The sequence below is a fragment of the Achromobacter sp. CF-sbj1-Ac2-l genome, from assembly GCF_052698165.1.
The window spans coordinates 2,625,132-2,638,591 of sequence record NZ_CP199855.1 but is presented as its reverse complement, the minus strand read 5'-3'; the positions used below and the strand labels follow the sequence as shown (position 1 = coordinate 2,638,591).

The window sequence follows — 13,460 nt, the reverse complement described above, 5'->3', positions numbered from 1 at the left end:
CACCCAGGAAAACCGGGTCGTCCGCCCGCCATGCCGTCGCCAGAACAGATCCACCCCGCGTTGTGGCGCGCCACCCAGTTGGCGCGCGGCGCCGCCCGCAGCCTGCCCACCGGCCACGCCGCCCTGTCGGCCGAGCTGCCGGACGGCGGCTGGCCGCTGGGCTCGCTGATCGAGCTGCTGGCGCCGCAACCCGGCATCGGTGAAATCCGCCTGCTGCGCCCGGCCCTGGCGCAGCTCGAAACGCGCCGCGCCATCGCCCTGGTGCAGCCGCCGCACGCGCCGCACATCGCCAGTTGGATGAGCTGGCGGCTCGACCCGCGCCAACTGCTCTGGGTCGCCCCCGAAAAACCGCTGGACGCCCTCTGGGCCGCCGAGCAGATCCTGAAGAACGGCAGTTGCGGCGCCCTGCTCTGCTGGCTGCCGCACGTGCGCCCCGAATCGCTGCGCCGGCTGCACCTGGCGGCCCAGGCCAGCGACCTGCTGTTCGTCGCCCTGCGCCCGGCCAGCGCCGCGCAGCACGCCACCCCCGCCCCCTTGCGCCTGGCGCTCGCGCCCGCGCCGGGCGGGCTGTCCGTCCATATCCTCAAGCGCCGCGGACCGGTCTGCGAGGCCCCGCTGTACGTGGGCCTGGAGCCCGGCGTCCTGGCGCCCACCCGCCATGCGCCTCTGGATCGCCGCCTGCCTGCGCTGCCTGCCGCTGGACGCACTGCGCCCGCACTGGCCGCTTGAGGCGCAGGCCTACGCGGTCCTCGACCAGGAACGCGTCGCCGCCCTCACGCCCGCCGCGCGCCAGGCCGGCGTGCGCGCGGGCATGCGCCGCGGCGGCGCGGCCGCCATCGCGCCCGAGGTCGAACTGCTGGCGCGCGACCCGGTGGCCGAGGCCGACACCCTGCAGGGCGCGGCGCTGGCGCTGCTGCAATACACCCCCGAGGTCGCGCTGGCGGACGCAGACACCGTGCTGCTCAACGTCGGCGCCAGCCTGCTGTTCTTCCGCGGGCCACGCGCGCTGCACCGGCGCGTGGCCGCCACGCTGGCCGCGCTGGACCTGCGCGTGTCGCTGGGCATGGCGCCCACCGCCGCCGGCGCCTGGCTGCTGGCGCATCGCGGCGGACGCCGGTCGCCGCGCCGGGTGCTCACCCCGCGCACCCTGGCGCGCCGGCTCGACGCCCTGCCCGTGGCCCTGCTGCCCCAGGCCCTGCCGCGCCTGGACTGGCTCAACGACATCGGCTGCCACACCCTGGCCGACCTGCGCGCCCTGCCGCGCGCCGGCCTGCAACGGCGCAGCGCGCCCGAGCTGCTGCAAGCGCTGGACGCGGCCTACGGCCAGTCGCCCGAACTGCATCGCTGGATCGAGCCGCCGCCGCGCTTCGAGCGCCGCATCGAGCTGATGGAATACCTCGAACACACCGACGCGGTGCTGGCCGTGGCGCGGCGCCTGGCCGAACAGTTGGGCGGCTGGCTGGCGGCGCGGCAACTGGCGGTGCGGCGCGTGCTGCTGCGCCTGGACCACGAGCGCGGCCGCCACGCACGCCCGCCCACCGAGCTGGAACTGGCGCTGGCCCAGCCCGTCTGGCAGGCGCCGCAGATCCTCAACCTGCTGCGCGAAAAGCTCGGCCGCCTGACGCTCGAAGCGCCGGTGATCGCGGTGACGCTGCTGGCGCCCGACACCACCGAACAGCCCGCCGCCAGCACCACGCTGTTCCCCGAACCCGGCGGCACCGCCGCCGACCACGCCCGCCTGCTGGACCTGCTGACCGCGCGGCTGGGCCGCGAGCAGGTGCGCCACGCCTGTCCCCTCCCCGACCACCGGCCCGAGGCCGCCAACGCCTGGGGCGACGCGCTGGAACCGCCGCAACGCCCCGAACCGCTGCCCGAGCCCCTGGACCGCCCCTTCTGGCTGCTCGATCCGCCGCTGCCGCTCAAGCTTGCCGGCCACCGCCCGCAATACGCCGGCCAGGCGCTGCGGCTGATGCGCGGCCCCGAGCGCATCGAAAGCGGCTGGTGGGATCCGGTCCTGACCGTGCGCGACTACTTCGTGGCCGAGGACGCCGCCAGCGCGCGCTACTGGATCTACCGCGAGCGCGACGACGCGCACGCGCGCTGGTACCTGCACGGGCTGTACGCCTGACCCCGCCATGCACGCGCCCGACGATCCCCATGACGACGCCCCCGGTCCGCCTGCCGGACTGCCCGGCTACGCCGAACTGCAATGCCAGTCGAACTTCTCGTTCCTGCAGGGCGCCTCGCACCCCGAGGAACTGACCGCCCGCGCCGCCGAACTGGGCTATGCCGCCCTGGCCATCACCGACGAATGCAGCCTGGCCGGCGTGGTGCGCGCCCACGTCGAGGCCAAGACCCAGAAGCTGCCGCTCATCATCGGCGCCACCTTCCGGCTGCGCGCCGGCCCCGAGGCCGCGCCGCTGGACCTGACCCTGCTGGCGCAGACCCGCGAGGGCTACGGCAACCTGTCCGAACTCATCACCCTGGCCCGCACCCGCGCCCCCAAGGGCGAATACCGGCTGGCGCCCGAGGACTTCACCGCCCCGCCGCCGGGCTACGAACACCTGCGCCACCTGCCCGAATGCCTGGCGATCCTGTCGCCCGTCTACGGCGACGACCCCGACCGCATGGCGCAGCAGGCGCGCTGGCTGGCCGCCACCTTCCCGCGCCGCGCCTGGGTCGGCCTGACCCTGCTGTACCGCTCGCGCGACGACCTGCACCGCGCCGCCGTCGACCGCGCCGCGCGCGCCGCCGAACTGCCGGTGGTGGCGCTGGGCCAGGTGCAGATGCACGTGCGCTCGCGCAAGCCGCTGCACGACACCCTGACCGGCATCCGCACCCACCAGTGCGTGTCGCAATGCGGCTACGCGCTGGCGGGCAACGCCGAGCAGCACCTGCGCACCCGCATGCGGCTGGCCAACCTCTATCCGCCCGAGGCGCTGGCGCAGACGCTGGTGGTGGCGCGGCGCTGCGCCTTCTCGCTGGACGAACTGCGCTACGAATATCCCGACGAGATCATCCCGCGCGGCCACACCCCCGCCACCTACCTGCGCCAGGAAACCCTGGCCGGCGCCGCGCGGCGCTTTCCGGGCGGGACGCCGGACTACGTCAGCGAGCAGATCGAAAAGGAACTGGCGCTGATCGCCGACCTGCAATACGAGGCCTACTTCCTCACGGTCTACGACATCGTGCAGTACGCCCGCGACCACGGCATCCTGTGCCAGGGGCGCGGCTCGGCCGCCAACTCGGCGGTGTGCTACTGCCTGGGCATCACCGAGGTCGATCCGCGCCGCGGCAACAACCTGTTCGAGCGCTTCATCAGCAAGGAACGCAACGAGCCGCCCGACATCGACGTCGACTTCGAACACCAGCGGCGCGAGGAAGTGATCCAGTACATCTACCGCAAGTACGGCCGCCAGCGCGCCGCCCTGACCGCCGTGGTGATCTCGTACCGCCCGCGCAGCGTGCTGCGCGACACCGGCCGCGCGCTGGGCGTGGACCCGGGCGTGATCGACGCGGTGGCGCGCGCCCACCAGTGGTGGGACAGCAAGCAGGAAATGCTGCGCACGCTGGGCGCCTGCGGCCTGGACCCGGAATCGCAGGTGGCGCGGCAGTGGGCCGCGCTGGCCCAGACGCTGATGGGCTTTCCGCGCCACCTGTCGCAGCACCCCGGCGGCTTCGTCATCTCGCGCGGCAAGCTGTCGCGGCTGGTGCCGATCGAAAACGCCGCCATGGCCGACCGCAGCGTGGTGCAGTGGGACAAGGACGACCTGGACGCGCTCAAGCTGCTCAAGGTCGACGTGCTGGCGCTGGGCATGCTGTCGGCGCTGCGCCGCACCCTGGAACTGGCCGGCCAGCGCCGCGGCCAGCCGCTGCGGCTGCAGGACATTCCCGAAGGCGACGAACCCACCTACGACATGATCTGCGAGGCCGACACCATCGGCGTGTTCCAGATCGAATCGCGCGCCCAGATGACCATGCTGCCGCGCCTGCGGCCGCGCGAATACTACGACCTGGTGGTGCAGGTGGCCATCGTGCGGCCCGGCCCGATCCAGGGCGGCATGGTGCATCCGTACCTGCGCCGCCGCCAGGGCAAGGAAAAGGAAAGCTACCCCAGCGAGAAAGTGCGCGGCGTGCTCAGCCGCACCATGGGCGTGCCGATCTTCCAGGAACAGGTGATGCAGATCGCGGTGGTCGCGGCCGGTTTCTCGCCCGGCGATGCCGACCAGTTGCGGCGCTCCATGGCCGCCTGGCGGCGCAAGGGCGGCGTCGACAAATACCGCGTCAAGCTGGTGGGCGGCCTGCTGGCGCACGGCTACACGCTGGACTTCGCGCAGGCGCTATTCCGCCAGATCGAGGGCTTTGGCGAATACGGCTTTCCCGAAAGCCACGCCGCCAGCTTCGCGCTGCTGGCCTACGCCAGTTCCTGGCTCAAGCGCCACGAACCCGAGGCCTTTCTGGCCGCGCTGCTCAACTCCCAGCCCATGGGCTTTTACGCGCCGGCGCAACTGGTGCAGGACGCGCGCCGCCACGGCGTGCGGGTGCTGCCGGTGGACGTGACCGTCAGCGGCTGGGACGCGGCGCTGGAGCCCGCGCCCGCCGACGCGCCGCCGCGCCGGCCCCATCCTCACGCGCCCTCGCCGGACGAAATCCGCCCCGCCGTGCGCCTCGGCCTGAGCCTGATCCAGGGCCTGCACCAAGACAGCGCCCGCCGCATCGAGGCCGCCCGCGCCGAGGCCCCCTTCACCAGCACCGGCGACCTGGCCCGCCGCGCCGCCCTGACGCGCCACGACCTGAACGCCCTGGCCGCCGGCGACGCCCTGCGCACCCTGGCCGGCCACCGCCGCCAGGCCAGTTGGGAAGCCGCCGCCAGCGTCCACAGCCGCGACCTGCTGCGCGACGCCGCCATCCACGAAACCGAGATGCCGCAACTGGCCGCGCCGACTGAAAACCAGACCGTGGCGGCCGACTATCGCAGCGTCGGCCTGACCCTGCGGCGCCACCCCGTCGAGCTGCTGCGGCCGCAACTGGCGGCGCGCAACTTCCAGCCGGCCAGCGTGCTCAACGGCTACCCCGACAAGCGCGTGGCCCGCGCCTGCGGCATCGTCACCGTGCGCCAGCGGCCGCAGACCTCCAAGGGCGTGATCTTCGTCACGCTGGAAGACGAAACCGGTCCGGTCAACGTGGTGGTGCGCCCCGAACTGATCGAACGCCAGCGCCGCGAGCTGCTCGGCGCCACCCTGCTGGGCGTGTATGGCTCTTGGCAGAGCGTGGACGGCGTGCGCCACCTGATCGCGCAGCGGCTGGTGGACCTGTCCGAGCTGCTGGGCGGCCTGAGCACGCCCAGCCGCAATTTCCACTGACGGCAGTGCGCGGCGGCCGGCGACGCTCCGGGAATCGACCGGACGCCACGGCCAAGCGCCGCGCGGGCGGCTGGTCTATGATGGATTTTCCGCGCCGCCCGCCGGCCCCGCGCCGGCCGCGCCGTGGAGACGTTTTCTATTTCAGGAGTGATCATGATCCGCAAGCTGATTCCCGTTCTGCTGGTTGCCACGCTGAGCGCCTGCGCCAACACCGGAGCCCCGCGTTCCTCATCCTCATCCGCCGCCTCCAGTTCCGCCAGCTCGCCCGCCGCGTCCGACAGCTCCTCCGGCGCATCGTACGGATCACCCTCCGCCCAGGCCGGCGCCCGCAAGACCTGCGACGCCGCCGCGCTGCAATCGCAGATCGGCCAGAAAGCCACCCAGTCCGTCCTGGAAGACCTGCGCACCCGCAGCGGCGCCGCCACCGCCCGCATCCTGCGCCCGGGCCAATTGGTCACCATGGAATACAACGACACCCGCCTGAACCTGATCGTCGACGACAAGGACGTGATGACGGCGATCCGCTGCGGCTGACGTCCCGGCATTCACGGCAAGACGGGCGCAACGGGCACTCGCCCGGCGCTCGCTTCTTCCAGACGGCGCGGTTGCCCGGGTCGTCCATGGACATCTTCCCGGGGCCGCCCCGCCCGCGGACAACCATCCCCAAGCGAACGACCGGCCAGCCCCACAGGCTGGGCCGGGCCGGCGCGCCAGCAAGCTTGCCGGCGCGACCGCCCCCTGCACGCCCGGCCCACGAATCGATCCACAAATCGATCCGCCAACGCTTGACCCTTACGTAACGTCATGCCCAAAAGTTCGGCCTGCGCCATTCACGAAGGAACCCCATGCGACTGAAAGTAGGAGAACTGGCCAAGCGCAGCGGACTGACGGTCCGCACGCTGCACCACTATCACGCGATCGGCCTGCTGACGCCTTCGGCGCGCGCCGACAACGGCTACCGGCTCTACGGCCGCGACGACATCGCCCGGCTGCACCAGATCCAGGCATTGCGTCGCTTCGGATTGCCGCTGGCCGAGATCGGCGCCTACCTGGACCAGCCCGGCACGCCGCTGGACGAGATCATCGCCAGACAGATCGCGATGCTCGACAGCCAGATCCAACACGCCACCCGGCTGCGCGAACGCCTCGCGCAGTTGCAAGGCCAATTGGCGATGGGAGCGGAGCCGGAACTGGCCGATTGGCTGACCACTCTGGAACTGATGAACATGTACGACAAATATTTCTCCCAGGAAGAACTGGCGCGTCTGCCCATGTACCGCCGAGGCCCGAACGACGATGCCGGCTGGCTTGCGCTCATCGCCGACGTGCGCCGGCAGATGGACGACGGCGCCCCGCCCGAGGACCCGCGTTCGCAGGCGCTGGCCCTGCGCTGGATGACGCTGCTGCTGCGCGACACCAACGGCGATGCGCGCCTGCTCGTGAAGCTCAACCAGATGCACGAACGGGAACCGGCCATGCAGGAACACATCGGTATCTCGCCCGCCATGCGCGACTACGTGGTGCGCGCCTTCTCCGAAAGCAAGCTGCGGCTCTACGAAAAACACCTGACGCCGGACGAGGCCCGGTTCATGCGGGCGCATTATCACGACCGCGCCGGCGAATGGCCGGCCCTGATGGCGCGGGTGCGCGACGCGATCGATGCCGGGCAGGCGCCCGACTCGGCCGCCGGCCGCGAACTCGCGCGGCAATGGCTGGAACTGTTTTGCAGCTACGCCGGCAACGATCCCGCGACCCACGCGAAATTCCGCCACGCCCTGATGACCGAGCCCGAACTGACCGCCGGCACCTGGGCCGATGACGCCACGCTGGCTTTCATGCGCCAGGCCATGGGCGCATTGGCGGCGGCGCGCTAAGCGGCGTCGGCGTCCGCGGACACGGACGCCGACGCGGTTACGGTCGAGGTCGTCGTCGCGGTCGAGGTCACGGTCGAGGTCGAGGTCTCGGTCGCCGTCGCGGTGACAGTCGCGGCGACAGTCGCAGCCGCGACCGCGCTACCAGCGCGCCGCCTGGACGAAATCCACGAAGGCGCGCAACGGCGCCGGCAGATAGTGCCGGCCCGGAAAATACAGCAAGGGGCCGGTGAAGCTGGGCCACCAGTCCGCCAGCACCGGCTCCAGTTCGCCCCGATCCAGGTACGGCTGCAGCCAGTCCTCGAACAGATAGACCACTCCGGCGCCCGCCACCGCCGCATCGACCGCCAGGTCCACCGCCGCCCCCAGGCTGACGATCAGCGGACCATCCACCTCCACCGTGACGGACTGGCCGTCGCGTTCAAACGCCCACGCCGGCATCGCGCCGCTGGTGAAACGGCCGCGCAGGCACAGGTGCTGGCGCAGGTCTTGCGGATGTTGCGGCCGTCCATGCCGGGCCAGATACCCCGGCGCGGCCGCCGCCGCCATCCGCTGGCGCCGCGGCCCGATCGGGACGGCCACCATGTCCTGGTCCATGCTTTCCTCGTAGCGGATGCCCGCGTCGCAGCCCGACTGCAGCAGCTCGACAAAACGATCGTCAACGATCACCTCCAGCCGGATCTCCGGATACTGCGCCAGAAACGGCGGCACGATGCGCGGCAGCACCAGCCGGGACGCCGCCAGCGGCACATTCAGCCGCAGCCGGCCCGCCGGCCGGTCACGGAAATTGTTGGCCACGTCCAGCGCCGACTCGACCGCGTCCAGCGCGGGCGTCAGTTGCTCCAGCAGGCGCTGCCCGGCCGCCGTGGTCGCCACGCTGCGCGTGGTGCGGTTCAGCAGCCGCAGGCCCAGCCGGGCTTCCAGCCGGCGCACCGCCTCGCTCAACTGCGACGCGCTGGTCCCCGTCTGGCGCGCCGCGCCACGAAAGCCCCCATGCGTGGCCACCGCGACAAAGGCGCTGATGTCTTGAAGGTTGGACACGGCAAGCCCCAATTGTTCGCTATTCCGCACAAGCTGTGCAATTACCAGGGATTGTCGCACGCCCCGCGCCGCCCTAGACTCGCTGTCATTCCCTCCCTGGAGCACGTCATGACCTCGATTCAACAAGCCGGCGCCTATGCGCTGGGCGACCTGACCGTCAACCGCCTGGGCTACGGCGCCATGCAACTGGCCGGCCCGCACGTATTCGGACCGCCCAAGGACAAGGCGCAAGCCCTGGCGGTGCTGCGCGAAGCGCTCGAACTCGGCATCAACCACATCGACACCAGCGACTTCTACGGCCCGCACATCACCAACCAACTGATCCGAGAAGCGCTGCACCCCTATCGCGACGATCTGGTCATCGTCACCAAGGTCGGCGCGCGCCGGGGCGACGATGCCTCGTGGCTGCTGGCCAATTCCCCCGCCGAACTGGAATCGGCCGTGCACGACAACCTGCGCAACCTGGGCCTGGACGTGCTGGACGTGGTCAACCTGCGCCTCATGTTCGACGTGGCCGGCCCCGCCGAAGGCGACATCGAACAGTCCTTCACCACCCTGGCCGAATTGCAGCGCAAGGGCCTGATACGCCACCTGGGCCTGAGCAACGCCACCGCGCGCCAGGTGGCGCAGGCGCGCGGCATCGCCGACATCGTCTGCGTGCAGAACCAGTACAACATCGCGCACCGCGCCGACGACGCGCTGATCGGGCAGCTTGCGCAAGATGGCATCGCCTACGTGCCGTTCTTCCCGCTGGGCGGCTTCTCGCCGCTGCAATCGGCCACGCTGGAGCGCGTGGCCGCCGACTGCCAGGCCACGCCGATGCAGACCGCGCTGGCCTGGCTGCTGCAACGCGCGCCCAACATCCTGCTGATCCCGGGCACCTCGTCGATCGAACACCTGCGGCAGAACGCCGCCGCGGCCAGCCTGGCGCTGCCGCCGCGGGCCGTGGCCGAACTGGACGGGATCGGCGCCGTGGGCTAGTTCAATGGGCGCGGTTGACCAATCCGCCGCATAGTGGCACCTTACCCCGAAGTGCCACGCCCGGAACCCCACTTGGACCACCCACAGCCCCTCGTCACCGTCGACGCCGTCCTGCTCACCCTGCGCGAGACCGGCCTGGAAATCGCCCTGCACCCGCGCGACCGCGCGCCGTTCAAGGGCGCCATGGCCTTGCCGGGCGGCGTGGTTCACGTGGACGAAGACGCCAGCACCGAAGCCAGCATCCGCCGCGTGCTGCGCGAGAAGACCGGCTTCGAGCCGCGCTACCTGGAGCAGTTGCAGGTGTTCTCCGGCCCCGACCGCGACCCGCGCAAGTGGTCGCTGTCGGTGTCCTACGTGGCGCTGGTGCCGGCCGCCGAACTGGAGGCCGCCCCGGCGGGCTTTCGCTTCGTCAGCGTGGACGCGCTGCCGCCGCTGGCCTTCGACCACGCCGGCATCGTCGCCGCCGCCGTGGCCCGCCTGCGCGGCAAATCCAGCTACTCCACCCTGCCGTTCTTCCTGCTGCCCGAACGCTTCACCCTGACCGAGCTGCAGCGCACCTACGAAGCCATCCTCCAGACCACCCTCGAGAAATCGAACTTCCGCCGCAAGATGGAAGCCTGGGACGTGCTCGAAGCCACCGACGACTACGCGCTCGGCGCGCAGCGTCCCGCCCGCCTGTACCGCCTGAAAGACTTCGCCCTGTTCGACCGCAGCGTCGGCTGACCTCGCGCCGAACTCCACTTAGTTGCAAACAAACAATAAGTAGGCTTATACTTGCCTCACTTAGTTTTAATCTGCCACTAAGGCCACATCATGTTCACTCTTACCGCGGTAGTAGCAGGACAACGCCACACCGATACGCCCAGCGCGTTCGTGTTCCCCGGCGGCGAAAGCCAGGTCACCGTGCCGGCGGCCTTGCAGGCCCGCGCCGACGCGGCCAGCGAATTCCGCATCCACGCCCTGCTGAAGTCGGCCGACGACGTCATGCAGTTGCTGCTGCTGACCGACGCGCTGCGCCGCCTGAACCCGGCCGCGCCCGTGCACCTGGACCTGCCCTACGTGCCCTATGCCCGCCAGGACCGCGTCTGCAATCCGGGCGAGGCGCTCGGCGCGGCGGTGTTCTGCAAGCTGATCAACGACCAGCAATACGCCACCGTCACCGTGGTCGAACCGCACAGCGACGTCACCCCCGCCCTGCTGCAACGCGTCCGCGTCATCGACGCCGCCGCCTTCCTGAAGAACGCGCTGGCCAACCCCGCCTTTGCCAACGGCGTCACCCTGATGGCGCCCGACGCCGGCGCCCGCAAGCGCGTGCAGGCCCTGGCCAAAAAGCTGGGCGTGGCCGACGTGCGCTACGCCGAAAAAGTCCGCGACCCGCAAACCGGCCGCATCACCGAAACCCGCGTGCCCGACGACATCCCCGCGCAACCGGTGCTGGTGGTCGACGACATCTGCGACGGCGGCCGCACCTTCCTGGAACTGGCCAACGCCCTGCGCGACAAGACCGACCAGCCGCTCTACCTGTACGTCACCCACGGCCTTTTCAGCAAGGGCCTGGCCGAGCTGAACGCCCGCTACGCCGGCCTGTACACCGCCTACGACTGGACCGCCGCCGAAGGCCCGGCCGCGCCCGTCATCGTCAACCCGATCGTAGCCGCCGACGCGCTCGCCACCGCGGCCAACTGAACATCAAGCAGGAGTCCACGCCATGAATGCCCCCGCCCCCGTCGCCACCAAGAACGGCATCAACCCTTTGCTGCAAGCCGACTTCTACAAGACCGGCCACCCCTTCCAGTATCCCAGGGGCACCAACAGGATCCTGGCCAACTTCACCCCGCGTTCGGCCCGGCTGGCGCCGGTGCTGCCCGAACTGTTCGACAACAAGATCGTCTGGTTCGGCCTGCAAGGCTTCATCAAGGAAATCCTGATCGACCTGTTCAACCGCGAATTCTTCGGCAAGCCCGCCGGCACCGCCGTGCGCCAGTACCAGCGCCGCGTCGACAACGCGCTGGGCAAGGGCGCGGTCACCGTCGATCACCTGCAGGCGCTGTATGACCTGGGCTATCTGCCGCTGGAGATCCGTTCCCTGCCCGAAGGCGCCCGCGTCGACATCCGCGTGCCGCCCGTCACCTTCATCAACACCAAGCCCGAATTCGCCTGGCTGGTCACCTACATCGAAACGCTGTTCAGTTGCGAATCGTGGAAGCCGTCCACCGTGGCCACCATCGCCTTCGAATACCGCAAGCTCCTGACCTACTTCGCCCGCCTGACCGGCAGCCCGATGGACTTCGTCAACTGGCAAGGCCACGACTTCTCGATGCGCGGCATGGCCGGCCTGTACGACGCCCGCAAGAGCGGCGCCGGCCACCTGCTGTCGTTCACCGGCACCGACACCATTCCCGCCATCGACTATCTCGAAGACCTGTACGGCGCCGACTCGGACCGCGAACTGGTCGGCGGCTCGGTGCCCGCGACCGAACACTCGGTCATGTGCCTGGGCAGCAAGGAAGGCGAAATCGAGACCATCCGCCGCCTGGTCACGCAGGTCTATCCGGCCGGCATCGTGTCGGTGGTGTCGGACACCTGGGACTTCTGGCAAGTGGTCACCGACTTCGCCGCCGCATTGAAGTCGGAAATCCTGGCACGCCAGCCTGATCCCTTCGGCAACGCCAAGGTCGTGTTCCGCCCCGACTCCGGCGATCCCGTGAAGATCCTGACGGGCTACTTCTGCACCGACGTGCCCAGTGTGGAAGACGCCGCAGCCCTGGCCGCCGCCCGTCGCGACGGATTCGAAGCCGTGCGGGATATCGAGACTGGCCGCTACTGGCGCCTGGACGACGACGCCCGCGCCGGCCAGGCGCTGCGCGAGGCCGAAGTCAACGGCGCGGTGCAATGCCTGTGGAACATCTTCGGCGGCGTCGTCACCGAGCGCGGCTACAAGCTGCTCGACCCGCACGTCGGCCTGATCTACGGAGACTCGATCACCCTGGCGCGCGGCCGCGACATCCTGGTGCGGCTGGAAAGAAAGGGATTCGCGTCGGGCAACGTTGTGCTTGGCATTGGCTCGTACACCTATCAATACCTGACCCGCGACAGCTTCGGCTGGGCGCTGAAGGCGACGTATGCCGAGGTCAATGGCGAACCGCAGGAACTGGTGAAGGACCCGGTCACCGACTCCGGCGTGAAACGGTCGGCCAAGGGCTTGCTGCGAGTCGATGAGACGGCGACGGGGTATGTGTTGCACGACCAGCAGACGCCGGAGCAGGCGGCCGGCGGCGCGCTGGTGCCGGTGTTCCGGGATGGGGTTCTGCTGGTGGAGCAGGATCTGGCGCAGATCCGGGAACGGTTGCAGGGGTCGTGGGTTTGTCCGGAGCCGGGGAGCATTGAATGGGGACGGCGTTGATGAGGCATACGAAGCACCCGGGACTCTGTCCGCGATAAATCTGGGAAAAATGGAAAAACTGAAAAAATTGGCTAAGCTGGCAATCAACCTGACTGTTCGCCTGAGGAGGTGACCATGGGCCTGCCCACCCGAAAGTACCAGGCGACTCCCAAAGATGTCCGGGCGATTGTCAATGGAAGCTATCCAGGCGATCCCCACGCAGTGATCCAAAGCATGGCGTCCACGCTGGCCAAGGAGCTTTCCCCGCTCCAAAAACCTGGCCACACGGATGCCCTGCTGAGCATTCTTGTGCGACAGCTCGAAGACTGGTTGGGATGTGACGCAAATCTAGCGCTGCCTGAAGAAAAGGCGACCGCGCTGCCAGTTACCATGTGGTCTCCCGCCGAGGTGGTGGCCAAGCAAAAGCTGAGCGCGTTGACGACCCTGTATCGATACGACAAGGCCGGCAAGCTCTATTGCGTGAAGCCGTCAGCGAAGCAGAACGGGCGCATGTTCCCGGCCTGGCAGTTCGTTGATCCGGTTCCCAGCCTTTTGCCGCACGTCATCACCGAGTTGCGTGGAGTGTTGCAGTTCGAGCTTCATGCTTTTTTCGTTACCCAGCAAGACGACCTCAATGAACTATCACCCGCGGAAATGCTGGCGGGGCTGCCGTTTGAAAATCGAGGCGCAGTATCGCCCGCACAGGCGCGACTGCTCTCGCTTCCAACGGCAGAACGGTTGCAGCGGGTTCTGGCGCTTGCACGGTATGCAGGAAGGGGCATGACTGATTGAAATCGGTCGTATGCGATTTGATGAACCAAC

At 69.5% G+C, this 13,460-nt stretch carries 11 protein-coding genes; 10 read left to right on the top strand and 1 reads right to left on the bottom strand.

The window, feature by feature from the left end; genetic code table 11:
- The first annotated feature begins 30 nt into the window (after nt 1-30).
- The 5 genes from imuA to ACUDCK_RS12070 all read left to right on the top strand — a co-directional run bounded on the left by imuA (nt 31) and on the right by ACUDCK_RS12070 (nt 7,237).
- On the top strand, nt 31-729 hold the full coding sequence (imuA, locus tag ACUDCK_RS12090) for a translesion DNA synthesis-associated protein ImuA (protein WP_054502749.1): 699 nt from the start codon (nt 31-33) through the stop codon (nt 727-729).
- Entirely contained in the window at nt 659-2,128 is a 1,470-nt protein-coding gene (locus tag ACUDCK_RS12085; RefSeq protein WP_175167406.1) for a Y-family DNA polymerase, read from the top strand. The genes imuA and ACUDCK_RS12085 overlap by 71 nt, the downstream gene beginning before the upstream one ends.
- Nucleotides 2,129-2,135: 7 nt before the next feature.
- Nucleotides 2,136-5,363: an error-prone DNA polymerase gene (locus ACUDCK_RS12080; RefSeq protein ID WP_175167407.1), complete on the top strand. Its 3,228-nt coding sequence runs from the start codon at nt 2,136-2,138 to the stop codon at nt 5,361-5,363.
- A gap of 153 nt (nt 5,364-5,516) precedes the next feature.
- Complete coding sequence (locus tag ACUDCK_RS12075) at nt 5,517-5,897, top strand: I78 family peptidase inhibitor (RefSeq protein WP_049073382.1); 381 nt, start codon at nt 5,517-5,519, stop codon at nt 5,895-5,897.
- A gap of 311 nt (nt 5,898-6,208) precedes the next feature.
- Nucleotides 6,209-7,237, top strand: a complete 1,029-nt coding sequence (locus ACUDCK_RS12070; RefSeq protein WP_175167408.1) for a MerR family transcriptional regulator — start codon at nt 6,209-6,211, stop codon at nt 7,235-7,237.
- A 138-nt stretch (nt 7,238-7,375) separates the two neighbouring features.
- On the opposite strand, the gene ACUDCK_RS12065 is transcribed toward ACUDCK_RS12070, so the two are convergent.
- Nucleotides 7,376-8,275, bottom strand: coding sequence for a LysR family transcriptional regulator (locus ACUDCK_RS12065; RefSeq protein WP_175167409.1), 900 nt, complete (start codon nt 8,273-8,275; stop codon nt 7,376-7,378).
- 108 nt (nt 8,276-8,383) lie between these two features.
- Between ACUDCK_RS12065 and ACUDCK_RS12060 the strand changes: the two genes are divergently transcribed.
- From ACUDCK_RS12060 to ACUDCK_RS12040, 5 genes are all read left to right on the top strand, one after another.
- Nucleotides 8,384-9,256 (top strand): aldo/keto reductase family oxidoreductase, encoded by an 873-nt coding sequence (locus ACUDCK_RS12060; RefSeq protein WP_175167410.1) that lies wholly within the window; start codon nt 8,384-8,386, stop codon nt 9,254-9,256.
- Nucleotides 9,257-9,328: 72 nt separating this feature from the next.
- Nucleotides 9,329-9,979 carry an NUDIX hydrolase gene (locus ACUDCK_RS12055; protein ID WP_064528147.1) on the top strand — a complete coding sequence of 217 codons (651 nt, stop codon included), beginning with the start codon at nt 9,329-9,331 and terminating at the stop codon, nt 9,977-9,979.
- Nucleotides 9,980-10,069: 90 nt separating this feature from the next.
- Nucleotides 10,070-10,942, top strand: a complete 873-nt coding sequence (gene prs, locus ACUDCK_RS12050; protein WP_054502756.1) for a ribose-phosphate diphosphokinase — start codon at nt 10,070-10,072, stop codon at nt 10,940-10,942.
- Nucleotides 10,943-10,964: 22 nt separating this feature from the next.
- Nucleotides 10,965-12,659, top strand: a complete 1,695-nt coding sequence (locus ACUDCK_RS12045) for a nicotinate phosphoribosyltransferase (protein WP_175167411.1) — start codon at nt 10,965-10,967, stop codon at nt 12,657-12,659.
- 114 nt (nt 12,660-12,773) lie between these two features.
- On the top strand, nt 12,774-13,430 hold the full coding sequence (locus ACUDCK_RS12040; RefSeq protein ID WP_064523920.1) for a hypothetical protein: 657 nt from the start codon (nt 12,774-12,776) through the stop codon (nt 13,428-13,430).
- The last annotated feature ends 30 nt before the right edge of the window (nt 13,431-13,460 follow it).